This is a genomic window from Streptomyces sp. NPDC041122, from assembly GCF_055592445.1.
Map to the genome: position 1 here is coordinate 518,479 of NZ_JBVIYQ010000004.1, position 24,831 is coordinate 543,309.

Genomic DNA, 24,831 nt, shown 5'->3' on the forward strand with positions numbered 1-24,831 from the left:
CCCCGCGCCCGCTCAGCGGGTCCTGATGTCGACGATGCGCCACCGGTCGTCCTCCCACCGCGCGGTCACCGTGAGCTGGGCCGCAGCGGAGGTGGTGCGGGCCTTGCCGCGGTGCGAGATCTGGTCGAGGAAGACCAGCAACCGCGCGCTGTCGGCGTCGAGTTCGACGACTCCGGTGCGTACGGCCTGGGTGCTCAGGGTGATGTGCCGCGCGGCGAGGTCCTCGCGGATCCGGCCCATCAGTTCCGCGTACTGGCGTTCCGCCCGTCCGGCGAGGACCGAGCGGGCCGCACGCTCGGTGGTCTCCAGGCCGTTCGGCGTGTACGAGAAGACGCGGGCGAGCGCGTTGCCGACGTCACCGGCGACACGGGTGGTCGCCTCGGCGTCGGTCAGCGCGTGGTTCTCGGCTGACGGGGTGGACCTCAGCTGATGGGCCCCGTACAGGAAGCCGGAGCCGACGACGACAAGCAGCGCGGCGCATACCGCGGGGGCGAGGCGCCTGACGAGACGGCGAGCGTGCGGGGCGCCACGGGTCTGCGACGGCTCCTCCCGCGGGGCGTCCTGCGGGGCGTCCGGGTCACGCTCGGGTTCCGCGTCGGCGCGGGACGGTGCGTCATCCGCGCCGGCGCGGGCCCCGCGATCGTCCGCGCTGATGCGGGGTTGCCCGTCCTCTTCCGTCCCGGCGCCCGCGGCGGCCGCGTTCCGGGACCGTCCGATGTGCAGCAACCGTGTCATCGGCTCTCGTCCTCCTTCACCGGCCGCGTGAGCGGTACCGCGCTCAGTGCCTTGACCTTCCACTCGTCCTCGCCGGTGCGGACCAGCACCGCCTCCAGGCGCTTGCGGTCCGTGGTCGGCTTCGTCGTTCCGGCGGGCGTGACCTCGACGCGCACGGTGCCGATGATCTTCGCCGTACCGGCGCGGGTGTCGAGGCCGGTGAGCGCCGCCTCGGTGACCGTGCCCCGTGCCGAAGCCCCCTTCTTGGGAGCGGTGCCGCCCAGTTCGTCCCGCAGCGGTCCGGTCGAGGCGGCGCGCCAGTCCCGGATGCTCGCCTGCGCCCGCTGCCGGGACGAGGCGTCGAGGGAGTTGAGGACGGTGAGCCGGTCGCGCCCGTCGGACAGCGCCTCGTCGCGTTCGCGGCCGTACGCGAGGGAGTCGTCGCCCCGCGCCTGTGCGTACGTCCACACGCCGGTGCCGCAGAACGCGAGCGCCAGCGCCAGTCCCGCGCCGGTGAGGACGCGCGCCCGCCTCATCGGCCCGGCTCCGGGTCAGCCCCGAGCAGCTGCGGCATCCCGTTCGCTCCGGCGGTGCCCGTGTCCGGCAGGGCCAGGGCGCCCGGCAAGGGAGCGGCGGACTTCGACGGCGCCGACGCGACACCCTTGCCGCTCGTGTCGCCCGTATTGCGTGCACTGCCCGACGGCAGGGAGCCGGGCCTGGCCGGGTCCGGTACCGGGCCGCCGCGGGGCGCGTGGGCGGAGCCCCGTACGTTGACGCCGCTCGCGGCCGGTGCCGTGCAGGAGGCGCCGGTGTTGAGAGCGGGGGCGGTGCCGAGGTCGAGGCCGGTGCGGTACCGGGTGCCGCCATAACCGTCGGTGCAGGGCAGGGGTTTGAAGAAGGTGACGGCCAGGCCGAGCTTCATGGTTCCTCCGTCGACGGCGGTGGCGCCGGCCGAGACGGCCGCCGGGTACTTCACGAGGAGTTCCTCGATGCCGCGCTGCCGGGTGAGGGCCACCTCGGAGGTGGTGAGCAGGTTGGCGAGGACGACGCCCAGGCTGGGGTCGAGGTCCCGCAGCACCCCGCTGACCTGCGTGGCCGCGTCCGGCGTGACGGTGAGGAGCCGGCGCAGATCGGCGTCGGAGCCCTTCAGGGTGCGGGCGAGCTCCGTGGCGCCGTCGGCGAAACCCCGGATGGCCTTCGCCTCCTCGGCCTGGGTGCGCAGCACGGTTTCGCCGTCGCCGAGCAGGCGGGTGGTCGAGGGCAGGTTCCGGTCGGCGGCCTCGACGAAGGCGCTGCCGTTGTCGAGGAGCACCTGAAGGTCGTCGCCGTGCCCCTCGAAGGTCTTGCCGAACTCGTCGACGACCGTGCGCAGATCCTTCAACGGCACGGACCGGACGAGGTCGTTCACGCTGGTGAGCACGTCGGTGACAGGCGCGGGCACGTCGGTCTCGGGCTGTTCGATCCGGGCGCCGTCGGCGAGGTGGGGGCCGGAGTCACTCTCGGGCCGCAGGTCGATGTACTGCTCGCCGACGGCGGAGAGCCCGGCCACCACGGCGCGGGTGTCGGAGGGGATGCGGGGGGCGGACTTCTTGATGCGCAGCTCCGCGACCACTCCGTCCTCGGTGAGGTCGATCGGCCCGACCCGGCCCACCGAAACGCCCCGGTAGGTGACGTCGGAGTGGGTGAAGAGCCCTCCGGTGCGGGCCAGTTCGACCTTCACGGTGTAGTAGTCGGCGACGCCCACGTACCGGCCGAGGTCGGCGTAACGGATGCCGAGGAAACCGAGGACGAGGACGGCGATGAGGAGGAAGGCCAGGTTCTTCAGGCGTACGGCGAGGGTGATCATCGCTTGGCGCCCCCGTCCCCGGAGTGCTCGCCGGGTGTCGGCGCGGAGGTGGGTGCCGGCACGGACGGCGGTGTCGGTACGGAGGGCAGGGGCAGCGGCGCCGAGGGGGAAGCCGTGGCCCCGGTGCCGGGTCGCCGCTTTCCGGGTGCCACGCCCCGCTCGCGCCGGCCCGTGGGGGCGGTGGCCGTGGCGGTGGGCGAGGGCCTGCTCTGCGGTACCAGGGGCGGGATCACCTGGGTGCCGGGAGCGGCCGTCATGTGCAGGTACACGTTGAGGTAGTCGCCCTTGACCCCGTTCAGCACCTCGTCGGTGAACGGATAGGTGAGCAGCACCTGGAGGGAGTCGGGCAGGTCACCCCCCGCGTCGGCGAGGGCCTTGAGGGTCGGGGCGATGGCTTTGAGGTCGGCGACCATGTCGTCCTTGCTCGCTTCGACGGTGGAGACGGCGACACCGGACAACCGGTCCAGGGAGCGCAGCATGGTCAGCAGTGAGCCGCGCTGTTCGTCCAGGGTCTTCAGGCCGGGCGAGAGGTCGGACAGGACGGTGCGTACGTCGTCCTTGCGGCCGGCCAGGGTCGTGGCGAGCCGGTTGACGCCGTCGAGGGCGTCGGTGATCTCGCCGCGATGGTCGTCGAGGTTGCCCACGAGTTTCTCGACCCGTTTCAGTACGGAGCGCACCTCGGGTTCGCGTCCGCCGAGGGCCTTGTTGAGTTCCCGCGTGATGGTCTTGAGCTGGTTGACGCCGCCGCCGTTGAGCAGCATGGACAGCGCGCCGAACACCTCCTCGACCTCGGTGTTGCGGCCCGTGCGGGAGAGCGGGATGACACCGCCGTCCCCCAGCCTGCCCCCGGCGGACGACTTGGCCGGCGCGATGAGACTGACGTACTTCTCGCCGAGCAGGCTGGACTGTTCCAGGCGGGCGCCGGCGTCGCGGGGCAGCCGGACGTCGCCGTTGATCTCCATGGTGACCCGGGCCGACCACGCGTCACCGTCCAGGCGGATGGAGTCGACGCGGCCGACCGCGACGTCGTTGACCTTGACCGCCGCGTGCGGCACCAGGCTGAGGGCGTCGTCGAGTTCGGCGGTGACGGTGTAGGGGTGGGAGCCGAGGTCGGCGCCGCCCGGCAGGGGCAGGTCCTCGAGTCCGTCGAAGCGGGGGACGGTGACGGAGAACGCGCCGAGGGCCAGCGCGAAGCCGAGGCCGAGGGCGAGGAGTCCGCCGAGGCCCGCACCGGTGGCGGCCGAGGTGGTGAGCACCCGCCGCCGTACGACGCGCTTCACCGCTCGCCCTCCCCCGAGGACGGGGACGAGGGCGAGGACGGTGTGGATGTGGTTCCGCCGGTCGCCGGCAGGGGCAGCAGGGGGCCTCCCATGCTGATCTCATTGAGGTTGGCACGGCCGTCGATCCTGCCGTGGTCGGTGTCGTAGGCCCCGACGAGGTTGCCCGCGGCGAGCGGTGCGACGTCCAGGGCCTCGGCCAGCGCGGTGCGCTGACGGACCAGGGTCTGGGTGATCGGGACGAGCCGCTCGACGTTCTTCTTCAGCTCGCCCCGGTTGTCCTTGATGAAGGTCTTCACCCGGCCGAGGGCGGTGCCGAGTTCCTTGAGCGCGCCCGCGAGGTCGTCCTTGTTGTCGGCGAAGTAGCCGACGACGGTGTCCAGTCGCTCCTGGGCCGTGCGGACGCCGCTGTCCTTCTTCTTGAGCATGGAGGTGAAGCTCTGGAGGCCGCGGACGGTGGCGAACAGGTCGTCGCTGGACCCGTCGAGGGTCTTGGTGGCCTTGCCGAACTCCTCGATGGTGTCGCCGATCTCCTCGCCGTTGCCGTCGAGGTTGGCGGCCCCGGTCTTCAGCAGCTCCGACAGGGCGCCGGCGGAGTTGGCCCCGTCCGGCCCGAGCGCCTTGCCGAGGTCGGTGAGCGAGGCGTAGAGCTGGTCGATCTCGACGGGGGTGCGGTTGCGGGAGGCGGACAGTACGGCGCCGTCGGCGAGGGCGGGTCCGGAGCGGTAGGCCGGGGTGAGCTGCACGTAGCGGTCGGAGACGACGCTGGGCGCGACCACCAGGGCCCGCGCCGACTTCGGTACGCGTACGCCGTCGTCCAGCGACAACTCGACCCGCACCCGCGTGCCCTGGGGCCGGACCGACTTCACCTCGCCGACCCGGACCCCGAGCACTCGCAGGTCGGAACCGGCGTAGATGCCGACGGCCCGGTCGAAGTAGGCGGTGACGCGGGTGCCGGCGGAGTCGAGGACGCGCACCGTGACGAGTGCCGCGGCGACGACGGCGAGGGCGATCGCCGCGGCGAGGAGTTTTCTGCGTTTGCTCATCGCTCACCGCTCCCCCGGGCGGCCGCCGACTGCTTGGGCGGCATGCAGGATGTCTTGGGCTGGGACTGCGCGGGCAGATAGTCGCGCGGCACCACGCCGCACAGGTAGCTGTCGAACCAGTGGCCGTTGCCGAGGGTGTTGCCGACGAGTCGGTAGTAGGGGCCGACGAGGGCGAGCGTCCGGTCCAGCTGGGTGTTGTTGGCCTTCAGTACGGTGGTGACGCGGCCGAGCGCCTTGAGGGTGGGGCCGAGCTGTTTCTCGTTGTCGTCCACCAGACCGCTCAGTTCGGTGCCGAGGGCGCGGCTCCCCTTCAGCAGGGCGGTGATGGCCGTGCGCCGGTCCCGCAGTTCACCGAGGAGGGGCCCGGCGTCCTCGATGAGGGTCTCGAAGCTGGACTTCTTCTCCTTCAGCGTCTTGGTGAACCGGGCGCTGCCCTTGAGGAGTTCGGACAGTTCGCGGTCCCGCTTGGAGACGGAGCGCGACAGGTCGGAGAGTCCCGTGGCCGCCTTGCGGACGTGCCGCGGCGAGTTCTCGAAGGTCTCCGAGATCGTCTCGAAGCTCTTGGCGAGCTGCTCGGTGTCGATGGCGTCGACGGTGGAGCCGAGGTCCTGGAACGCCTGGGTGACGTCGTACGGCGAGGTGGTCCGGTTTCGCGGGATGCGCTCGTCCGTGTCCTGTTTCCCGGTGCCGAGCGGGTCGAGGGCCAGGTACTTGTCGCCGAGCAGGGTCTTGATGGCGATGGCGGCGGTGGTCCGGTCGCCGATCCAGACATTCTCCACCTCGAAGGTGACCTTCACGCGGTCGCCGTCGAGGCCCACGCCGGTGACCTCGCCGACCTTGACGCCGGCGACACGCACCTCGTCGCCCTCGTCGAGGCCGGCCGCCTCGGTGAAGTCCGCGCTGTAGGTGGTGCCGCCGCCGGTGAGGGAGAGCTGGTCGGCGTTGTAGGCGAGGACGGTGAGCAGCGCGAGCAGGAGCAGGCCGACGAGGGCCACGGTGATCGGGTTGCGCTCCCTGACGGGCTTCAGTCGCGGCCGGCGGGAGCGCCGGGGCGCGGGGGCGGGCGCGGCGGGGCGCCCGGGCCGTTGCAGCAGCGTCATGCGCCGCACCTCGCTTCGGTGACCGCGATGCCGGTCGGCGGCTTCGCGCCGGTGGAGGTGGTCACGCCGTCCACCCGGGCCTCGCAGAGGTAGAGGTTGAACCAGGAGCCGTAGGAGGACAGCCGGCCCAGGGCGGTCAGCTTGGCGGGGGTCCGGTCGAGGAAGTCCTCGATCTGCGGGGTGGCGTCGCCGAGGTTGTCCGAGAGCCGGCCCAGTTCGCGGATGTCCTTCTTCAGGGGCGCGCGCCCCTCGTCGAGGAGGTCGGCGGTCACGGTGGTCAGGTCGCCCATGGCCGTGACGGCCTTGCCCAGTGGCTTGCGGTCCGCGTTGAACCCGCTGACGAGCTTCTGGAGGGTGTCCACCAGGTCGTCGAAACCGGCCTCGCGTTCGTTGAGGGTGGTCAGGATCGTGTTGAGGTTCTTCACCACCTGGCCGATCACCTTGTCCTTGGCGGCGACCGTCGTGCTGACGGAGCCGATGTGCCGGATGAGGCCGTCGACGGTGCCGCCCTCGCCCTGCAGGATCTGCACGATGGAGCCGGCGAGTTCGTTGACGTCCTTCGGGGACAGCCCCTCGAAGAGCGGTTTGAAGCCGTTGAAGAGCAGGGTCAGATCCAGCGCGGGGACGGTCCGGTCGAGCGGGATGGTGTCGCCGGCGTCGAGGGCGCCGCTGACATCGCCGCTGCCCCGGTCCAGGGCGATGTAGCGCTGCCCGACCATGTTGAGGTACTTCACGGCGGCGGTGGTCGAGGCGGGCAGGGAGCGGTCGTCGCGAACGGTGAAGGTGACCTGGGCGGTGCGCCGGTCGACGACGCGGACGTCGGTGACCTCGCCGACCTCGACGCCGGAGATCCGTACGCTGTCGCCGTCGATGACGCCGGTGGCGTCGGTGAACAGCGCCTTGTAGGAGAGGCTGTCCTCGCCGACGCCGGTGCCGGAGACGCTCAGCCCGAGGACGGCGGTGGCCAGCGCGGTGACGACGAGGAAGACGAGGGACTTCAGCACCGGGCCGGTCAGCGGACGGCGCCGGGTGTGGGCGGTGGGCCGGGCGGTCATCGCAGGGTCACCTCCGTGCCGCGCAGGGCCGGGCCCGCGAGGAGGCTGCTCCACTCGGGCAGGGAGGTGGGTGCCTTGCCGGTGGCGGGTGCGAGGAGTTCGTTGACGAGGTCGTTCTCCTGGGGGGAGTTGGCGGGGCCGAGGTCCTGCGCGGCCGCCCCGGAGGCCTGCACGGCGGGCTTCGCGGTGACGCCGAGGTAGGGCACGGGGTAGCAGCGCGGGCCGCCGCCGGCGCCGTAGGAGGGGGTGTCGCGGCCGGGCCGGTAGGCGCCGCGGGAGGGCACGGTGGTGACGTCGACGCGCAGGCCGGGCCGGTCCGTGCCCTTGCCGAGCGCCTTGTCCATGGCGGGGACGAAGTCGGCGAGGGTGCGCAGGGTGCAGGGGAAGGCCGAGGAGTATTCGGCGAGCAGTTCCAGGGTGGGCCGGGAGGAGGCGGAGAGCCGGATGATGTTGTCCTCGTTCTGCCGCAGGAAGGCGGTCATGTCCTCGGCCGTCGTGGTGGTGGCGCCGAGGGTGGCGGACAGTTGGCTCTCCTTCTCGGCCAGGGTCCCGGTGGTGGTGGTGAAGTCGGTGAGGGCCGTGAGGATGTCCGGGGCGGCGTCGGCGTAGACGTGGCTGACCTTCACGAGCTCTTTCAGATCCCGGTTGAGCGTGGGCAGTTGGGGGTTGAACTTGCGCAGGTGGGAGTCGAGGACGGCGAGGGTCTCACCGAGCCGGTCGCCGCGTCCCTCCAGCGCCCGGGAGACGGCGGAGAGGGTGGCGGAGAGCTTCTGCGGCTGGACGGCGGTGAGCGTGGGCAGCACGTTGTCGAGCACCTGCTGGAGTTCGACGGCGCTCGCGGAGCGGTCCTGCGGGATGACCGCGCCGGCCTCCAGCGGCCGCGCGGCGGGCGAAGCGGGCGGTACGAGGGCGACGAAGCGTTCGCCGAACAGGGTGGTCGGCAGCATCTGGGCGCGTACATCGGCCGGTATGCGGGCGAGGCTGCCGGGGCGCAGGGCGAGGGTGAGCCGGGCGCCGTCGTCGGTGGCGTCGATCTCGCGGACCTCGCCGACGACGACACCGCGCAGCTTCACCTCCGCGCCCCGGTGCATCTCGTTTCCGACGCTGCCGGTCTCCACGACGACCGGATCGGAGTCGGTGAACTGCTTGTCGTAGACGGCGATCGCGAGCCACACCAGCAGGGCGGGGACCACCAGGAAGACCACACCGGCGAACCGGCGGCGCACCGTCGCGCCCAGGGCACCGCTCATGTCAGCCAGCCACCTTCACGGTCGTGGTGGCGCCCCACAGGGCCAGCGAGAGGAAGAAGTCGGTCACGCTGATCAGCACGATGGCGTTGCGCACCGAACGGCCGACGGCGACGCCGACGCCGGCCGGGCCGCCGGAGGCGCGGTAGCCGTAGTAGCAGTGGGCGACGATCACCATCACGCTGAAGATCAGCACCTTCAGGACGGAGAGCAGCACGTCCGTGGGTGAGAGGAACAGGTTGAAGTAGTGGTCGTAGGTGCCGCGGGACTGGCCGTTGAAGAGGACGGTGACGTAGCGGGAGGCCAGGTAGGAGGAGAGCAGCCCGATCGCGTACAGCGGGATGATGGCGACGACGCCGGCGATGATGCGGGTGGTGACCAGGTACGGCAGCGAGCGGATGCCCATGCCTTCGAGGGCGTCGACCTCCTCGTTGATGCGCATGGCGCCGAGCTGGGCGGTGAAGCCGGCGCCGACGGTCGCGGAAAGGGCGAGTCCGGCGACGAGCGGGGCGATCTCCCGGGTGTTGAAGTACGCGGAGACGAAGCCGGTGAAGGCCGCGGTGCCGATCTGGTCGAGGGCCGCGTATCCCTGGAGTCCCACGACGGTCCCGGTGAACAGGGTCATCGCGATCATCACGCCGATGGTGCCGCCGATGACCCCGAGACCGCCCGTGCCGAAGGCGACCTCGGCGAGGAGGCGCTGCACCTCTTTGAGGTAGCGGCGCAGGGTGCGCGGGATCCAGAGCAGGGACCGTACGTAGAAGAGGAGTTGGTCGCCGGAGCGGTCGAGCCAGCCGAGCGGGGCAGCCACGGACGTCAGCCTCCCTTCGGCGGTACGAGTTGGAGATAGACGCCCGTCATCACCATGTTGACGAAGAAGAGCAGCATGAAGGTGATGACGACGGACTGGTTGACGGCGTCGCCGACGCCCTTGGGGCCTCCGCGCGGGTTCAGGCCGCGGTAGGCGGCGACGACGCCCGCGATGAACCCGAAGACCAGGGCCTTGAGTTCGCTGATGTAGAGGTCGGAGAGCTGGGCGAGGGCGGAGAAGCTGGAGAGGTAGGCGCCGGGGGTGCCGTCCTGGAGGTAGACGTTGAAGGCGTAGCCCCCGAGGATGCCGACCACGGAGACCAGGCCGTTGAGCAGGACCGCGACGCCCATGGTGGCCAGGACGCGGGGCACCACGAGGCGTTGCACCGGGGAGACGCCCATGACCTCCATCGCGTCCAGCTCCTCGCGGATGGTGCGCGAGCCGAGGTCGGCGCAGATGGCGGAGCCGGCCGCGCCCGCGATCAGCAGGGCCACGATCAGCGGGCTGGCCTGCTGGACGACCGCCAGCACGCTGGCACCGCCGGTGAAGGACTGGGCACCGAGCTGCTGGGTGAGCGAGCCGACCTGGAGGGCGATCACGGCGCCGAACGGGATCGAGACCAGGGCCGCGGGCAGCAGCGTGACGCTGGCGATGAACCAGAACTGCTCCACGAACTCACGGAACTGGAAGGGCCGTCGGAAGATCGCACGGGCCACCTCCGTGGCGAGTGCGAAGAGCCGGCCGGTCTGCCGCAGGCCACCGGCGATCATGCGCCGCTCCCGGTGGCCGGCATCGGGAGCGTCGCCGCGGTGCTGCTGTGAGCACCGGGAGCGCCGCCCCCGGGCTCGGCGGCGTAGGTGCGCTCGATGGCGGTGCGCGCGGCGGGCGGCAGCCGGTCGAGCATGCCGAGGACCCGTTCCCTGCGGCGGGCGACGGCGCGGCGCGGCGGAAGTCCGGGGGACGGCTCCAGCTGCGGAATGATCTCGCGCGGACCGTCGGCGCCCCGCGCTCCCGCGGCCTCGGCCGCGAGGGTGGCCGCGTCCTTCTCCTCCGACATCCCGATCGGGCCCTCGCGACGGCCGGACAGAAACTGCGCGACGACCGGTTCCTCGCTGGTGAGGAGCACTTCGCGGGGCCCGAAGGTGACCAGTTCGCGCCGGAAGAGCATGCCCATGTTGTCGGGGACCGTGGCGGCGATGTCGAGGTTGTGCGTGACGATGAGCATCGTCGCGTCGATCTGCGCGTTCAGGTCGATCAGCAGTTGGGAGAGGAAGGCGGTGCGGACGGGATCGAGCCCGGAGTCGGGTTCGTCGCACAGGATGATCTGCGGGTCGAGCACGAGCGCGCGGGCGAGCCCGGCCCGTTTGCGCATGCCGCCGCTGATCTCCCCCGGCAGTTTGCCCTCGGCACCCAGGAGTCCGACGACGTCGATCCGCTCCATGACGATGCGCCGGATCTCCGACTCCTTCTTCCGGGTGTGCTCGCGCAGCGGAAAGGCGATGTTGTCGAAGAGGGACATGGAACCAAATAGGGCGCCGTCCTGGAACATGAGCCCAAACTTTTTGCGCGTCTCGTAGATATCCCGTTCGGGACTGTTCGCCATGTCGACGCCGTCGATGAGGACGCGGCCGCGCTCCGGTTTCAGCAATCCGATGAGCGACTTCAGAAAAACGGTCTTTCCGGTACCGGAAGGACCGAGCATGACGCTCACCTCTCCGGCCGGCAGGGTGAGGCTCACGTCCTGCCAGATCTTCTGCGTGCCGAAGGATTTGGTAAGACCCTCGACCACCACTTCTATTCCCATATCACCTCCAAGGCGGGTGAGGGCATGCCGACGGAGGTCCCCTCCCGGAGGGAGGGCAGAGCGGGGAGCGAACCATCCGTCACGCCTCCTTGGTGGGGGCCCACCTGGAGATCAGCGCCGTGACCGGCACGCTACGACCGAGTAACCTGAGCGGGCAAGAGAAGGATCCGAAATTCCCGAAGGTTTGAGTTCAGCCAGGGCGTGTTTATCACCGTGGTGACAAGGACCGGCTTTGCCCTTGTCACTCGGTGAGCAATGCGGGCCCCAGGGGGTGGCGGGAAGCGATATGCGACCTGTTCCCGGGGGGCCTCTCGGCGGCCCTCCTGCGGTATTTTTAGCAGCGGATGACTAAGCGGAGCCCCGGACTGCTCACCTGGGGAACAGGCATTTCAGCTTCCCCAAAGAATCATGGGCAACGCCATTGTTCGGCTAAGTTTCCCGCAAGTAACGTCGTGGCTCGCGGTCGAGGATTTTCCGAGCCGCGGACCGTCCGTTCTTCCGCTCCACGAGTACGGGCGCGTCCTCCGCTCCACGAGTACGGGCGCGGTCCCCCTCTGCCGGTCAATCCACAAGGGAGTCCCCAATCATGAAGAAGTCTCTGGCAAGAATCTCCGCCGTGGCGGGCGCGGGCGCCGCCGCGTTCGTCATCGCCGTCGCCCCGGCATCGGCCGTCCCCTCCACGGTGTGGACCGTCACGCCGTCGCCCGCCAGCTTCTCGGCGGCCAACAGCGGGAACATCGTGCTGACCGCCAACATCCCGATGACGTGTACGACGTCCAGCGCCTCCGGCACCATGGCCAGCGCCACCGGCAACCCGGCGACGGTGGGCAACATCAACGCCATCAACTTCGGCACCAGTTCCTCGCCGTGCACCAGCGTCCTGGGCAACGTCACGACCATCGCGACCACCCCCTGGACCGTCGTCGCCGAGGACTACACCGCCTCGACCGGTGTGACCAAGGGACACATCGGCAACGTCAAGGCCAAGGTGACCGCCGGCGCCTGCGTGTTCACCGTGCAGGGCAAGGCCACCGGCACCTACACCAACTCCACCGGCATCCTCGCGGTCGCCAGCGTCACCGGTGACCTGGCCGTCACCTCGGCCTCCGGCTGCGGCAGCGTGGTCACCACCTCCACCAAGCCCACCTTCAAGGGCAAGTACGCGGTGAAGGTCACGGGCACGAGCACCATCCCGACGATCGTCGGTTCCAACCCGTAGGCAGCGCACGGCTTACCGCCGTCCGGCCGGCGCCTCCGGCCGGACGTGCGGACCGCCCGCGCCGCGGCGGCCGTCGGCCGGCCGGAGGTGGGACAACCCGAGCGGAGTGACAGATGACAGGCCCCCGCACCGCCGTCCGACGGACGGCCCGCAGCCGCGCCAGGGGCGCGGCGATCGCCGCGTTCGTCGTGCTGGCCGCCACCGTGCCCGCGGCGGCCGGGGCGTCCGGCACGCAGAAGGTCGACACCGACCTGCCCTACGTATGCCTGTTCCCCTCCGGGAAGCACTCCGCGACGGTACGGATCTCGGCGGCCCTCCCCGAACGGGTGGCGGCCGGCGAGCCGATCGAGCCCGAGGACGTGACCACGACCGTCGACCTGCCGGAGCAGGCCGTGGCGGATCTCGCGGCGCTGCACGCGACCGGTGTCCGCGCGGTGTCCCGGCTCGGGGTCGGCGTCACTCAGGGCGAGGCCACGGCCGAGGCGACCTGGCGGGGCGACACCGAACCCACGGCCCTGCCCCCGACCGGGCCGCTGACCCTGACCGCCACGGGCGACGTCCCCTCGGTGACCGGGCGGAGCGCGGGTGAACTCATCATGAAGGCAGGTGACTTCGCCCTCGACCTCGCCCTGACCACCGCGGACGGCAGCGCCACCGACCCCGCCACGGTCACCGTCGACTGCACCCTCGCCGACGGCGCCCCGGACGGGGGCCGGCTGGCCGGCGTCCTGGTCGGCACGGACGAGGACGGGGGCACGGACACCCCGAGCGGATCGCCGTCCGGGCCGTCCTCCGGCGCACCCTCCGCCTCCGGATCACCCGGGCAGTTGGAGAAGGGGAAGGACCCGGTGGACCGGCAGGGCCGGCGCGCCCCGGAGGTCACCGCACCGGGGCCGGGCGGTGGCGCCGCCGCCCCGGCCGCGCCGACCTGCAAGTACGACGAGAAGCACCCGGCCGGGCCGATGTCGCTGAACTCCTATCTCACCGGCTTCTCCAACGTGAACAAGCTCGACGGCGCCGCGTTGATCCCGCCGTTCTGCGCGCTCATCACCCAGGGAGAGCCCGAGTTCGTGTTCTTCCCGGACGGCACCGGCGCCACCATCACCCAGAGCTCCACCGCCGACCTCTACCACCGACAGCGTCAGCGGACCCCGCCCTTCGAGGCCACCTTCCTGACGTTCGACTTCACGCCCACCACGGCCACGATGGTGCTGGAGCAGACGGGTCCGATGACCATCGACTCGCACGGCACGACGGACTTCATGTTCACCAGTACGGACACCTACGTGCGCGCCCCGCTCGTGCTCCGGGTGACGTCGCTGAAGGTCAACGGCACCCCGCTGGACGTCGGGAAGACGTGCCGCACCAAGACGTCCCTCGCCTCCCCGGACCCGGAACCGGCGAAGCACCCCGGCGACCACCTGGTCCTGCACGGCCGGGGTGAACAGGTCACCGGCGAGCCCGCCACCGGCTATCTGCTGCTGTCCGGCGGCCCGCTGACCGGCAAGGTCACCATCCCCGCCTTCACCGGCTGCCGCACCGCCGACGGCGAGAATCTCGACCGTCTGCTCACGGCCTCGGTCTCCGGCCCCGACAACTACGTCAAGCAGATCCAGGGGCAGACCTGCTTCGTCTCGGCCGACGAGCTCAACCCCGACGAGTGCACCGACGACGCCCAGCCCCGCAAGGTGCCCGTGGCCGAACGCTGACCCCCTCCCCTGCACCCCCTTTCCTGCACCTCCTCTCCTGTACTCCGCCCCGCCCTCAACTCCCCGACCCGGAAGGCCACATGATGCGCTTCTCCCCCGGCGCCAGAGTCGCCACCACCGCCACCGCCCTGGGCGCCGCCCTCGGCGTCCTCGCCTCCATGGGCACCGCCACCGCTGCCGCGCCCGCGCCGAACGGTGAGTGGGCACCCTTCACCCGCTGTCCCGTGGACGCCCCCTCGATGCTCGCCGCCGACGGCCTGGCCAAGACCCCGCAGTGCGTGGTCTCCAGTTCACTGACGGGCTCCATCAAGCTGGGCAAGACCACGGTGCCCACCGGCCGGACCAACCTCCAGATGGGGGTCGTCCAGAACGCGGACGGCACCAGCTCCGTCGTGGCCCCGTCCGGCGGAGCCCTCATCGCCGACTCCGCGACCGTTCCCGGCGGGCTGCTGGGGCTGATGTGCCCGAGCAACATCCCCGCGATCAGCGACATCTGCAAGCAGCTCGACAACAGCTCGCTCAACAAGATCACCGCGACGGTGGAGTCCGTCGGCACCCCCTACGACTTCGACCAGACGGCCGGCATCGTCACCGACAAGCCGATCGTCGCCATACCGGTCCGCATCCACCTGGAGAACCCGTTCCTCGGCGCCAAGTGCTACATCGGCACGGCCGCCAAGCCCGTCGTGCTGCGCCCGAAGAACCTCCAGTTCCCCGAGTTCGGGATGTCGTTCTTCCGTGGTGACGGCACGGCCGACGACGAGGGCGAGATGAGCCGGATCAACCTCACCAAGGCCACCCAGAACGACAGCGCCTTCGCCGTGCCGGGCGCCAGTGGCTGCGGCCTCGGCCTGTTCGGTCTGATCGACGCGGCGGTCAACGCCAAGACCGGGCTGCCCTCCGCCACCGGAAACAACAGCCTGACGCTCAACGACACCCAGACGTACCTCGCCGGCCTGAACGCCCCCGGCACCTTCGCCCCCGACGCGGGCAAGCGCCTCGCGCAGAACTGGCACTCCGCCACCGGCTGACGGACCCGACGGGACAACGGGCACTCCGCCGTCGATAAATGGCCGCGCGACGGCGGTTACCAGCCGTCCCAGCAGCGTCACCACGTCCCACCGCGCCGAAATGTGCACGGACTGTGTACGTCCCATGAAAGTTGACCTAGCTTCAACAGCCCAGACACGCATCGTCTCAAGTCCGGTCGTGTGCCTCCCCGTTGGCGTGCCGAAGCACACGACCGGTGCACCATGGGCACCGAAGAGCAAGGGACGGCACTCATGCCCTCATCCACGCGACCACCTGAAGTCGGTGAACCGCTGGAACCCCTCCCCAAGGAGTTCGCCGCCTTCATGAGACCGGAATTACCCGGCCTCATGAAGGAGATCGGCGCCGAGGTCACCCGGGCCTACCCGGTGTACGGGCGGCTGCTCAACGGCCCCAACGCCGAGCCCATCCGACAGGGCGTCGAGCAGGCCCTCTCCGCCTTCGTGGACCGTGTCGCCGAACCCGGCAAGAACGCCGTGCTCCGCGACGAACTGCTGCGCAAGTTCGGCCGCGTGGAGGCCTACGAGGGACGCGCACTGGAGACCCTCCGGGGCGCGTACCGGCTCGGCGCCCGCATCGCGCTGCGCCGGGTCAAGGCGGTGGGCCGGCAGTACCGGCTCTCCCCCACCCTGATCCTGGCGTTCGCCGACGCCCTGTTCGCCTACGTCGACGAGTTGGAGCAGATCTCCCGCGAGGGCTACGTCGAGGTGCAGTCACGCGCCTTCTCCGAGGTTCCGGCGCGGCGCCGGCGGCTGCTCCACCTCATCCTGGCCGCTCCCCCGCTGCCCCAGGCGCTCACCGCGCTCTGCGAGGCCGCCGCCTGGCACCTGCCCGCCGACGTCACCATGGTCGCCCTGCGCACACCGGTCCCGGGCCACCTGGAGGCGGCGCTGGCCGACGACGTCCTCCTGGACCTGGACATCCCGCAGCCACACCTCCTGGTGCCCGGCACCCTCACCCCGGAGCGCCTGGCGATGCTGGACGCCGCGCTGGCGGGCGGGCGTGCCGTCCTCGGGCCGACCGTGCCGCTGGCCCAGGCAGCCGACTCCATCCGCTGGGCGCGCCGCACGCTCCAGCTGATCGACGAAGGCGTGGTGGCCGACGCCCCCCTGATCCGCTGCGACGACCACCTGGTGACGCTGTGGCTGCTGTCGGACCCGGCCCTGGTGGCCCACCTCGCGGCCGGGGAGCTGGCCCCGATCGACCACCTGCCGGCCAACCGCCGCGACCGGCTCGTGGAGACCCTGCGCGTGCACGTCTCCACGCGGGCGCCCGCGGAGCAGGTCGGCGAGATGCTGGGCGTGCACGCCCAGACCGTCCGCTATCGCCTGCGGAACCTGGACGTCCTGCTGGGCGACCGCCTCACCGACCCCGACCACCGCTTCGCCCTGGAAGCCGCACTGCGCGCCCTGCATCTGCTCTCCCGCGACAACAGGGAGTAGGAAGGGGCGCGGGAACATCGGCCGCCCGACGCCCTTCCGGGGCACCGCGCGGGCAGAGCCGCCGGTGACTCAGGCCGCGAGCCCCAGCGCCTGCCGGACCACGATCGCGTTGAGCCTGATCGCGTACTGGGCGACGTCGGACGCCTCCAGCACCCCGACGTCCGCCTTGTCCAGGGCCACGCTCACATCGATGCAGAAGGCGATCGCGTACATGTGCTCGCCCGTCTCCTCTCCCTGGAGGGCGAAGAACAGATCGCGGTAGTAGCTGGTACGCCCGGGGGCCTGCTCGTAGTAGGAGAGGCCCGGCTTGCCCTCCTCGCCGTCGAGAGCGGTGAACGCGCCCACGAGCTCACGCTCGATCGCCTCCCAGAACGCGGCATCCGCGAGCGCGTCCGGCAGCGCCTGGCGCACGGCCTCCTTCAAGGAGATCGCCATGACCCCGACGGGGGCGGTCTCCTGAAGGCCCCAGCCGTGGACCAGCTTCACGATGTCCCCACCGGGAATGGCGGCGACGGCTTCGCGGATGTGGCCGAAGTCGTAGCCGACCGTCGCCGGGGCGATCGCATCCTGGAACACCCGGTCGATCTCCTGGGCCTGTTCCCGGTACGCCGGGTCCACCGCGATGACGGTTCTGAAGCTGGCGGCCATGACTCACTCCTCCTACGGCACCGGGTCGGTGCCGTCGCTGGTCGGTTCGGGACGCTGATCAAGAAGGGGCAGTATGCCGAGCCTCCTCGGCGGCGGGCGGAACTGTCCGCCGTGCGGACACGGCACGGCGGATCCCGCGGTGCACCCTCCGGCTCCAGCGCGCTCCAGGTGACAGCGTGCGTGGCCGTACCTTCGGCTGATGTCCTTCGGGTGATGCCCCCGCCGGGCGCCGGAGCGGGCGCGGCATAGAGTCGGGGCCGCGGGTGTCGGCTCTTTTCTCCCCCGGGAGGCGGGCCGCACGCCCTTACACACCAGAACTGACCACGAGGAGCAGCAGCCGTGACCGATCCGGCGTCCATCACCCTGCAGCAGGAGATCGCACGGGACCTCCAGGTGTCCGCGAGTTTCGACGCGGAGACGGAGATCGAGCGCAGGGTCGCCTTCCTGGCCGACCGGCTGACGTCCACAGGACTGCGCTCACTCGTCCTCGGCATCAGCGGTGGCGTCGACTCGACGACCGCGGGCCGGCTCTGCCAGCTGGCGGTGGAGCGGGTCCGGGCCGCCGGGCACGACGCGACCTTCTACGCCATGCGGCTGCCGTACGGGGTCCAGGCGGACGAGCACGATGCCCAGCTGGCCCTGGAGTTCATCCGCGCCGACCGGGTCCTGACCGTGGACGTGCGGCCGGCGAGTGACGCCGCGCTGGAGGCCGTGGTGAGCGGCGGGGTGGTCTTCCGGGACGCGCACCACCAGGACTTCGTGCAGGGCAACATCAAGGCCCGGCAGCGGATGATCGCGCAGTACGCGGTCGCGGGCGCGCACGACGGTCTCGTGGTGGGCACGGACCACGCGGCGGAAGCGGTCTCCGGGTTCTTCACCAAGTACGGGGACGGCGCGGCGGACGTCGTACCGCTGACCGGGCTGACGAAGCGGCGGGTGCGGGCGGTGGCCGAGGCGCTGGGGGCGCCGGCCGCGCTGGTGGGGAAGGTCCCGACGGCGGACCTGGAGACGCTGGACCCCGGCAAGACCGACGAGGCCGCCCTCGGAGTGACGTACGACGAGATCGACGACTTCCTGGAGGGCAAGCCGGTGGGTGAGCGGGCCTTCCAGTCGATCACCAGCCGCTACCACCTGACCGAGCACAAGCGTCAGCTGCCGATCGCGCCCTGAGTACCCGAGCCCGTCAGGGCGTGGTGCCGAACCGCCGCGAGGCCTCGGACCACGTCGTGGCGGGCTCGGTCGCGAGCGGGCCCTGCGAACTGTCACCCGCTGGGCGCTTCGCGCAGGACACAGTGCCGACCGACATGTACCCCACCCTTCGGCGTGCTCGATATCGTGCTGAACGTGCCCTTGGACACCCCGACTTGGCGAACCCGACCGCCGTCCCCGGCCGAGGCCCCGGGAGCGGACCGACGCCCGCCCCGCGGTGCCGGCCCGGCGTCCCGACCTTGCCCGGAAGGGACTTCATGAAGGCCACGACGCCCTCCCGCACCGTCGGCCTCGTCGTCGGCGCCGTGATCGTCATCCTGGTCGCCGTCGTCGCCGGACTCGCCGTGTTCGGTGGCATCACCACGCCCGCCTCCGAGTCACCTGCGACGCCGGACCCGGCCCCGAGCCCGGCGGCGAGCTGCCTGCTGTACGACTTCGAGTGCCAGGCCGAAGGGGGTTCCGCCGCCGTTCCCCGGCAGCCGTCCCTGCCGCCCGACAGCACGGTACCGCCCCACTCCTCCGGCTCGCCGACCGGCAGGTAGCCTCCTCGGAACATCAGCTGTGACCAGGAAGCGTCGAACCACCGCTGTCCCCGGCCGAGGCAGCCCGGGAAGAGGAACGAGATGCCGGACGAACCGGAGGGCTCCGACCCGGAGAGCCCCGGATCGGAGGCCTCCGGGGTGGAACCGGGCCGGATACGCCGGTTGGCCCGCGGCCGGGGTGGTCTCGCGGTCATCGGCGTGCTCGTCGGGGCACTGCTGGGAGCCGGAGTCATGGCGTGACGCTCCGGCGAACTGCCCTTCCTGGAGCGGGACATGTGCCGGGGCTCGCTCTCCCCCGACGTCGGCCCCGGGTTGTTCTCCGACCCGCCGAAGCTCCCCCGCGCCCCCGGAGGGCAACGAGGTGCCGGATGCCGACGCCGACCGGCTCTGCGGGATCCAGGGCGTCCGACTGCCCGGGTGGGCCCGGGGGCCCGAAACGAAGGCGGTCCGCACCACGCCGGGCCGGAAGCGGGGCGCTTCCTCGGCTGACGGGGTGTGGGCATGCGACGTGCGCAGCCCCTTCGGCCCGAACCGGCTCAGGCTGACGACCGTGGCGGAACCGGAGCTGGCCGGCGTCGTCTCCCAGGTGCTCGGAGACCGGGCCGCACGTCTCGGCGGTGACGGGCGGGGCGCCTCCGCGGGCGGCCTGAGCGTCTGCACGGCAACTGCCGTTCCGGTCGGGTCGCGTTCGTGGCACACGAACCGCAAGGAGGCGGCGGGGCTGAGGGAGACGGCGCCTCGGGGGGGGAGGCGGCGCGTCGCACGACGACCAGTCCCCCGCCCTCGCCGTGCTGCCGTCGTACGTCAAGGCGGAGGCGGAACGCGTCGGCTGCGGCGAAGTGAACGGGAAGGTGCCCGCCGACGCGGCGCCGTGAGGGTGACGGATCCGGAACGGCGACGGCAGCGGGTCACCGCCCCGGCGCCGACCGGGTCACGCTGAACCCTGCGTGAACGCGGCCGTGTTGTCGGTGGCCCATTGACGGAAGGTACGCGGCGCCGTCCCGAGGATGTCGGCCACCGTAGTGGTGACGTACGCGGGTTGTCCGACCGCCGCGTTCCAGGCGGCGAGCAGCATGTCGATGACCGAGCTGGGCGTCGTGGCCTCCGACAGGCTCCGGAACTCGTCCGGCGTCATCTCCTCGAAGGTGATCCGGCGCCCCAGTGCGGCTCCGATGGCGTCCACCTGCGCGGCGTGGGTCAGCGACTCGGGGCCGGTGAGGACGTAGTCACCTCCCGCGTACTGGTCCTGATGGAGTGTCCGCGCCGCGACGGCTGCGACGTCGCGCTCGTCGACCGGGGCCGCCTCGGCAGCGCCGTATGGCCACCGGACGACCTCGCCCGCCCGGATCGCGGGACCCCACCAGGCAAGCGAGTTGGACGCGAACATCCCCGGCCGGATCATCGTCGACTCGACACCGGTGGCCGCGAGGAGCCGCTCGATCTCGGCGTGCAGCGCCGCCATGGGATTGGGCTGCTGGAAGAAGGGGTGCGGCGTCCGATGCGGGGAGGAGAGGAAGACGACCCGCCGCGCGTGGGCCGCCAGCCGCTCGACGGCTGCCGCGGCGGTCCGCGGCGGGGCGGTCCAGACGAGGAAGACCGCGCCGACGCCCCGCAACGCCGGGTCGAGCGACTCCGGCGCCGTGAGGTCGCCGGTGAAGACCTCGGCCTTCGCCGGCAGCGTCGCCGCCGCCTCCGGGCGTCGGACGAGAGCGCGGACCGGCACGCCCGCGTCGAGAAGCCGATCGATGACGACGCGGCCGATCCGCCCCGTGGCCCCGGTCACGAGCACGGGGGCACTGCTTGTCTGATGCATGCCTCTAAAGAAACATTACCAAGTCAGAAATGCAACCTGGTTAAGCAATGCTCCCGCTGCCCTGAGCCCGACGGCTCAGGGTTGGGCAGAGGGGCCGGATGAGTCGGAGGGGGCGGGCAACTCGTCGTACGGCAGTTCCACCGTCGTCACCACGCGGGTCAGGGAAGGGCGGCGAGGGACCGAACCGAAGCCGAAGCGGACCGGAGGGTGCACCGCTCTCAGCCCGCCCAGATCCTCACCGTCCCACTCCCCTCGCAGCCACGTGACGGTGCGCAGATCCCGCGCCGCGTACCACTCACGGCGCCCCGCCCCCGCGCTCCCCCGGGTCCGCACCCCCGGCATCAGCAGACGAGCCGGCACATCGCACAGCGCCGCCCAGCCGGGGCGGGCCGCCAGACGGCCCGGAACCAGCCTCAGCAGACGGCCCAGAAGGGTGGAGCGCCCGGGCCCGAACACGGCCCGCAGCGGACCGGCCGTCACGGTCCAGCGGTCCGGCGCCGGTTCGACCCGCACCGGACACACGACGATCTCGTCGAACCGGTAGGTGGCGGCGACGAACCGCGCCACGTCCGCGGACGGCGCCAGCAACGACCGCCGGCCGTCGGCCCTCTCCACCATGACGTCGGCGAACGCGCCCAGGGGAGACACCGGCCAGTACCCGACGACCACGCGCACGCCCGCGGCCGTGCCGAGCCCCGCGATCCACCCGTCGAACCGTACGCGCCGGGTCGCGCTCATCGGCTCTCCCCTCACTCTCCTCGCACCACGCCGCGCGCCACGCGGACCGCTTCCGGGCACATCGTGTCACCGCGCCGCGGCGGGCGCGCCGTCGCCGACGGCACCCGGAGCACCGGGGCCACCGGGTGCGGCGCGGGCGCCGGGGCGTCGCCGTCAGCCGTGCCCCCGCGGGATGCCGCCCCCTGTTCGGTCTATCAGCCCGTGCCGTCGTGCCCGCCCCGTTCAAGAGTGGTCGCATGACGGAGCAGCGTTCACGACGTACCCAGGCCACCGCGCGCCGGTCCGCCGAGCGCGGTGCCGTGGACATGGGGGAACTGGCCCGCGAGGCCTGCCGGACGTTGAGCGACCTCATCGGGCACCCCGCCGAAGGGGTGTCCGCCGTCTGTCCGACCGAGAGCGACGGGTGGCGGGTGTGCGTGGATGTGCTGGAAGTCCCGCGCATCCCGGACACCACCAGTCTCCTGGCCACCTACGAGGTGGATCTGGACGCGCACGGCCGCCTGACGCAGTACCGCAGAGTCCGCCGCTACCGTCGCGGCTGGGCGGACAGCTGAGGCGTCACCGCGTGCGCCGTCACCGGGACGCGTGCGCCGTCGAAAGGAGCAGGGCCCGCCATGACCACCACCTACAGTGAGGACGTCGTCGCGTGCGCACCACGCGCCGGCACCCTCTACGACGTCCTCGAGCTCATACTCGACCGCGGCATGGTGATCGACGTCTTCGTGCGCGTCTCGCTGGTCGGCATCGAGATCCTGAAGATCGACGCCCGTATCGTGATCGCGTCCGTCGACACCTATCTCCGCTTCGCCGAGGCGTGCAACCGCCTCGACCTCGAACACGACTCCCGCAGCAAGACCGTCCCCGAGCTGTTCGGCGGCGGTGGCCCCGTCGGGGCGATCGGCAGGGCGGGCGCCAAGAGCGCGGCACGGTCCGTGGGCGACAAGGTCAAGGACACCTTGGGCCTCGGCTCGTCCGACGACGGTGACGACGACTACGCCTACGACCATGACGGCGCCGACCACGAGCGCGGCGAACGCCGGGAGCGCGACGACTCCCGCTCCCGCCGGCGCGCCCCTTCGCGTACGCCCGCCCGCTCCCGCAGTGGCTCCGGCACTCGCGGCAGCCAGCGGCCGCGCTCACGCCGCCGTGACGAAGACGACGAAGAGGACTGACCGTGCCCACTCCCCCCGCTCCGTACGGCCTGTATGTGTACGCCATCGCCGGCTCCGACACGGCCGCCCACGCGAAGCGCTGCCGTGCCGTCGGGGACGCGAACGCCCCGGTCTCCGTCATGAGCCGGGACGGTCTCGCCGCCGTCGTGAGTGCCGTGAGCGGCCGGCCGCGGGCCCGGCGCCGGGACCTGAGCGCTCACCAGGACGTGCTCCGCGTGCTCGCGGACCACGGAGCCGTCCTGCCGATGCGTTTCGGGGTCATCGCCCCCGACGCCGAGACCGTCCTCGCCGGTCTCGACGCCGCACGGCCGGCGCATCTCGCCGCGCTGGAACGGCTCGACGGCAAGGCCGAGTGGAACCTCAAGGGCGCTCCCGTACCCGATGCCCTGCCCGATCTCCTGCGGGAGGACGCGAGCCTGCGTGCCCTGCGCGAGAGCACGCGGCGGCGGCCGGGGTACGAGGCCAACGTGCGCCTGGGCGAGGCCGTGGCCGCGGGACTGCAGCGGCGGGCCGAGCGGGCCGCCGCCGACGTCGTGACGGAACTGCGGCCGCTGGCGGCCGAGTTCAGCGAGGGGCGGGACGTCGCGGGCGGGGCGCTCAACGCCTCCTTCCTCGTGCCGCACCCCGCCGCGACCGCCTTTCGGCGGGCCGTCGACGCGCTCGCCGACCGGCATCGGGGACGGATCACGCTGACCCTCACCGGCCCCCTGCCCTGCTACAGCTTCGTCCCCGCCGACCCCGTCCCCACGGCTGTCTGACATGGGACTCATCAGCGGCCTGCTCCTGCTTCCCCTGGCTCCCGTACGCGGCGTCGGCTGGGTCGCGGACCGGCTGATCGAGGCGGCGGAGGACGAGATGTATGCGCCGGACGCCGTCAGGGCCCGGCTCGCCGCTCTCAACGAAGCGCTGGACGAGGGCGAGATGGACCTCGACCAATTCGAACGCGAGGAGGAGAAGCTGCTCGATCTGTTGGAGCGGCGACCTCGCCGACCGGCCACCTGACGTCCCCGCGACGTCGTCCGTCATCGATCCCGTACAGGACTTCCTCATGAACGAAACCAGCAAGATCGCTCTCGGCGCCGCCGTGGCGGGCGGATACCTCCTCGGCCGTACGAAGAAGGCGAAGCTCGCCTTCGCCGTGGGCACGTACCTCGCGGGCCGGAAGTTCAGCCTCTCGCCGCAGGAACTGCTCAACCAGGGCATGCAACGGCTGCGCGACACACCGCAGTTCGCCGAGCTGACCGACCAGGTGCGTGGCGAGCTGATGGGCGCGGGGCGTTCGGCCGTCTCCGCCGCCGCGGACCGGCAGCTGGCTTCCTTCGCCGACATGCTGCACGCACGCACGCAGTCCTTGCGCTCGGGATCGGGCGGACGGGACGAGGACGAGGACGACGAGCCGGACGCGTACGAGGATGAGGACGCGGACGACGAGTACGCGGACGAGGACGAGGACGACTACGGGCCGGAGGACGCGTACGAGGACGAAGAGGATGAAGAAGAGGATGAAGGGGATGACGGGGATGACGGCGATGAGGACGTCGACGGTGACGTGACCTCGTCGAGGCGTCGTCAGCCGTCGCGCAGGCATGGCCACACCCGAGCCCGCAACGAGCGCTCGCGCCGGGAGCCGGACCGTCAGACGTCGTCGCGCCGGGACACGGGCCGGGAACGTTCGGCCGCCCGGTCGGCGGCGAAGCGGGGCGCGGCCAAGAGGACCGCGGCGAAGAAGTCGGCGTCGGGCAAGGCCGGCAGAGCGGGCAGGTCCGGCCGGCAGGCGTCCGGCCGCTCCTCGCCGTCCGGCCGGGCGGGTGAGGCGGAGCCGTCGGGCGCGGGCCGTGGGGGTTCCGGCAGCGGTGGATCCGCCTCCGGCCGGCGTCCTGCCGCGAAGAGGTCCTCGTCGCCGGCGAAGAAGCCCGCACCGGCGACCAAGAAGTCCTCCCCGCCGGCGAAGAAGACGGCCGCCGCGAAGAAGACCGGCTCTTCCACGTCGACGACGAGGAAGGCCGCTCCGGCGAAGAAGGCCGCTCCGGCCAAGAAGGCGACACCGGCCAAGAAGGCGACACCCGCGAAGAAGGCCCCGTCCAAGAAGGCCGCCGCGAAGAAGACCGCGCCGAGCAAGACCGCGGCGGGCAAGACAGCTTCGGCGAAGAGGACCGCGGCGAGCAAGAAGACCGCGCCGAGCAGGAAGAGCGCCGCGAAGAAGACCGCGACGCGGAAGTCCGCACCGAGCAGGAAGACCGCCCAGGCGAAGAAGACCGCCGCGAAGAAGACCACGACGAAGAAGTCGACCGCAAAGAAGACCACCGCCAAAAAGACCACCGCGAGGAAGACCGGCGCCGCCAAGAAGGCAGCCGGGAAGTCGACGCCGCGTTCGAGGCAGAGGAGCTGA

General features: G+C 71.5%; 26 protein-coding genes. 12 read left to right on the forward strand and 14 right to left on the reverse strand.

Features of this window, described 5'->3' with window-relative positions; translation table 11 throughout:
• Positions 1-12 precede the first annotated feature (12 nt).
• From ACZ6B8_RS18430 to ACZ6B8_RS18480, 11 genes are read right to left on the reverse strand one after another with little or no spacing between them, the layout of a single operon-like run.
• The gene (locus ACZ6B8_RS18430) at positions 13-735 is read right to left on the reverse strand and encodes a hypothetical protein (protein WP_471082846.1); all 723 of its coding nucleotides are present in this window, start codon (positions 733-735) and stop codon (positions 13-15) included.
• Positions 732-1,250, reverse strand: coding sequence for a hypothetical protein (locus ACZ6B8_RS18435; protein ID WP_471607853.1), 519 nt, complete (start codon positions 1,248-1,250; stop codon positions 732-734). Before ACZ6B8_RS18435 ends, ACZ6B8_RS18430 begins: the two co-directional genes overlap by 4 nt.
• Entirely contained in the window at positions 1,247-2,560 is a 1,314-nt protein-coding gene (locus ACZ6B8_RS18440; protein ID WP_471082840.1) for an MlaD family protein, read from the reverse strand. The genes ACZ6B8_RS18435 and ACZ6B8_RS18440 overlap by 4 nt, the downstream gene beginning before the upstream one ends.
• Positions 2,557-3,840: an MCE family protein gene (locus tag ACZ6B8_RS18445; protein ID WP_471607854.1), complete on the reverse strand. Its 1,284-nt coding sequence runs from the start codon at positions 3,838-3,840 to the stop codon at positions 2,557-2,559. Before ACZ6B8_RS18445 ends, ACZ6B8_RS18440 begins: the two co-directional genes overlap by 4 nt.
• Positions 3,837-4,883, reverse strand: coding sequence for an MCE family protein (locus tag ACZ6B8_RS18450; protein ID WP_471607855.1), 1,047 nt, complete (start codon positions 4,881-4,883; stop codon positions 3,837-3,839). The genes ACZ6B8_RS18445 and ACZ6B8_RS18450 overlap by 4 nt, the downstream gene beginning before the upstream one ends.
• Positions 4,880-5,983, reverse strand: a complete 1,104-nt coding sequence (locus tag ACZ6B8_RS18455; protein ID WP_471607856.1) for an MCE family protein — start codon at positions 5,981-5,983, stop codon at positions 4,880-4,882. Before ACZ6B8_RS18455 ends, ACZ6B8_RS18450 begins: the two co-directional genes overlap by 4 nt.
• Positions 5,980-7,038, reverse strand: a complete 1,059-nt coding sequence (locus ACZ6B8_RS18460) for an MCE family protein (RefSeq protein ID WP_471607857.1) — start codon at positions 7,036-7,038, stop codon at positions 5,980-5,982. The genes ACZ6B8_RS18455 and ACZ6B8_RS18460 overlap by 4 nt, the downstream gene beginning before the upstream one ends.
• Positions 7,035-8,288: an MCE family protein gene (locus tag ACZ6B8_RS18465; protein WP_471607858.1), complete on the reverse strand. Its 1,254-nt coding sequence runs from the start codon at positions 8,286-8,288 to the stop codon at positions 7,035-7,037. Before ACZ6B8_RS18465 ends, ACZ6B8_RS18460 begins: the two co-directional genes overlap by 4 nt.
• A gap of 1 nt (position 8,289) precedes the next feature.
• Positions 8,290-9,096, reverse strand: coding sequence for an MlaE family ABC transporter permease (locus ACZ6B8_RS18470; protein WP_471082823.1), 807 nt, complete (start codon positions 9,094-9,096; stop codon positions 8,290-8,292).
• Between the two features lie 5 nt (positions 9,097-9,101).
• The gene (locus ACZ6B8_RS18475) at positions 9,102-9,866 is read right to left on the reverse strand and encodes an MlaE family ABC transporter permease (protein ID WP_471607859.1); all 765 of its coding nucleotides are present in this window, start codon (positions 9,864-9,866) and stop codon (positions 9,102-9,104) included.
• On the reverse strand, positions 9,863-10,900 hold the full coding sequence (locus tag ACZ6B8_RS18480; RefSeq protein WP_471607860.1) for an ABC transporter ATP-binding protein: 1,038 nt from the start codon (positions 10,898-10,900) through the stop codon (positions 9,863-9,865). Before ACZ6B8_RS18480 ends, ACZ6B8_RS18475 begins: the two co-directional genes overlap by 4 nt.
• Before the next feature lie 586 nt (positions 10,901-11,486).
• Here ACZ6B8_RS18480 and ACZ6B8_RS18485 point away from each other — a divergent pair.
• The 4 genes from ACZ6B8_RS18485 (at position 11,487) to ACZ6B8_RS18500 (ending at position 16,320) form a co-directional block, all read left to right on the forward strand.
• Entirely contained in the window at positions 11,487-12,119 is a 633-nt protein-coding gene (locus ACZ6B8_RS18485; RefSeq protein WP_471082818.1) for a hypothetical protein, read from the forward strand.
• Between the two features lie 113 nt (positions 12,120-12,232).
• Positions 12,233-13,828: a DUF6801 domain-containing protein gene (locus ACZ6B8_RS18490; RefSeq protein WP_471607861.1), complete on the forward strand. Its 1,596-nt coding sequence runs from the start codon at positions 12,233-12,235 to the stop codon at positions 13,826-13,828.
• An 80-nt stretch (positions 13,829-13,908) separates the two neighbouring features.
• The gene (locus ACZ6B8_RS18495; protein ID WP_471082812.1) at positions 13,909-14,859 is read left to right on the forward strand and encodes a hypothetical protein; all 951 of its coding nucleotides are present in this window, start codon (positions 13,909-13,911) and stop codon (positions 14,857-14,859) included.
• A gap of 252 nt (positions 14,860-15,111) precedes the next feature.
• A complete protein-coding gene (locus ACZ6B8_RS18500; protein ID WP_471607862.1) occupies positions 15,112-16,320 on the forward strand; it encodes a PucR-like N-terminal domain-containing protein in 1,209 nt (402 codons plus the stop codon).
• 69 nt (positions 16,321-16,389) lie between these two features.
• Here the strand turns inward: ACZ6B8_RS18500 and ACZ6B8_RS18505 are convergent, their stop codons facing one another.
• A complete protein-coding gene (locus ACZ6B8_RS18505) occupies positions 16,390-16,968 on the reverse strand; it encodes a Type-2Aa cytolytic delta-endotoxin (protein WP_471082806.1) in 579 nt (192 codons plus the stop codon).
• 339 nt (positions 16,969-17,307) lie between these two features.
• On the opposite strand from ACZ6B8_RS18505, the gene nadE reads away from it, so the two are divergent.
• From nadE to ACZ6B8_RS18520, 3 genes are all read left to right on the forward strand, one after another.
• Entirely contained in the window at positions 17,308-18,138 is an 831-nt protein-coding gene (gene nadE / locus ACZ6B8_RS18510) for an ammonia-dependent NAD(+) synthetase (protein ID WP_471082803.1), read from the forward strand.
• Between the two features lie 296 nt (positions 18,139-18,434).
• Positions 18,435-18,719, forward strand: coding sequence for a hypothetical protein (locus tag ACZ6B8_RS18515; protein WP_471607863.1), 285 nt, complete (start codon positions 18,435-18,437; stop codon positions 18,717-18,719).
• 81 nt (positions 18,720-18,800) lie between these two features.
• Positions 18,801-18,959, forward strand: a complete 159-nt coding sequence (locus ACZ6B8_RS18520; protein ID WP_471607864.1) for a hypothetical protein — start codon at positions 18,801-18,803, stop codon at positions 18,957-18,959.
• A 691-nt stretch (positions 18,960-19,650) separates the two neighbouring features.
• Here ACZ6B8_RS18520 and ACZ6B8_RS18525 read toward each other — a convergent pair.
• The gene (locus ACZ6B8_RS18525) at positions 19,651-20,532 is read right to left on the reverse strand and encodes an SDR family oxidoreductase (RefSeq protein WP_471082792.1); all 882 of its coding nucleotides are present in this window, start codon (positions 20,530-20,532) and stop codon (positions 19,651-19,653) included.
• Between the two features lie 75 nt (positions 20,533-20,607).
• Positions 20,608-21,270 (reverse strand): hypothetical protein, encoded by a 663-nt coding sequence (locus ACZ6B8_RS18530; RefSeq protein WP_471607865.1) that lies wholly within the window; start codon positions 21,268-21,270, stop codon positions 20,608-20,610.
• A 236-nt stretch (positions 21,271-21,506) separates the two neighbouring features.
• On the opposite strand from ACZ6B8_RS18530, the gene ACZ6B8_RS18535 reads away from it, so the two are divergent.
• The 5 genes from ACZ6B8_RS18535 to ACZ6B8_RS18555 are packed head-to-tail and all read left to right on the forward strand — an operon-like array spanning position 21,507 to position 24,831.
• A complete protein-coding gene (locus ACZ6B8_RS18535; RefSeq protein WP_471607866.1) occupies positions 21,507-21,824 on the forward strand; it encodes a gas vesicle protein GvpO in 318 nt (105 codons plus the stop codon).
• Positions 21,825-21,884: 60 nt separating this feature from the next.
• The gene (gene gvpJ / locus ACZ6B8_RS18540) at positions 21,885-22,442 is read left to right on the forward strand and encodes a gas vesicle protein GvpJ (protein ID WP_471607867.1); all 558 of its coding nucleotides are present in this window, start codon (positions 21,885-21,887) and stop codon (positions 22,440-22,442) included.
• Between the two features lie 2 nt (positions 22,443-22,444).
• Positions 22,445-23,200, forward strand: a complete 756-nt coding sequence (locus ACZ6B8_RS18545; protein WP_471607868.1) for a GvpL/GvpF family gas vesicle protein — start codon at positions 22,445-22,447, stop codon at positions 23,198-23,200.
• Position 23,201: 1 nt separating this feature from the next.
• Positions 23,202-23,444 (forward strand): gas vesicle protein GvpG, encoded by a 243-nt coding sequence (locus tag ACZ6B8_RS18550; protein WP_471607869.1) that lies wholly within the window; start codon positions 23,202-23,204, stop codon positions 23,442-23,444.
• A 46-nt stretch (positions 23,445-23,490) separates the two neighbouring features.
• A complete protein-coding gene (locus tag ACZ6B8_RS18555; protein WP_471607870.1) occupies positions 23,491-24,831 on the forward strand; it encodes a histone protein in 1,341 nt (446 codons plus the stop codon).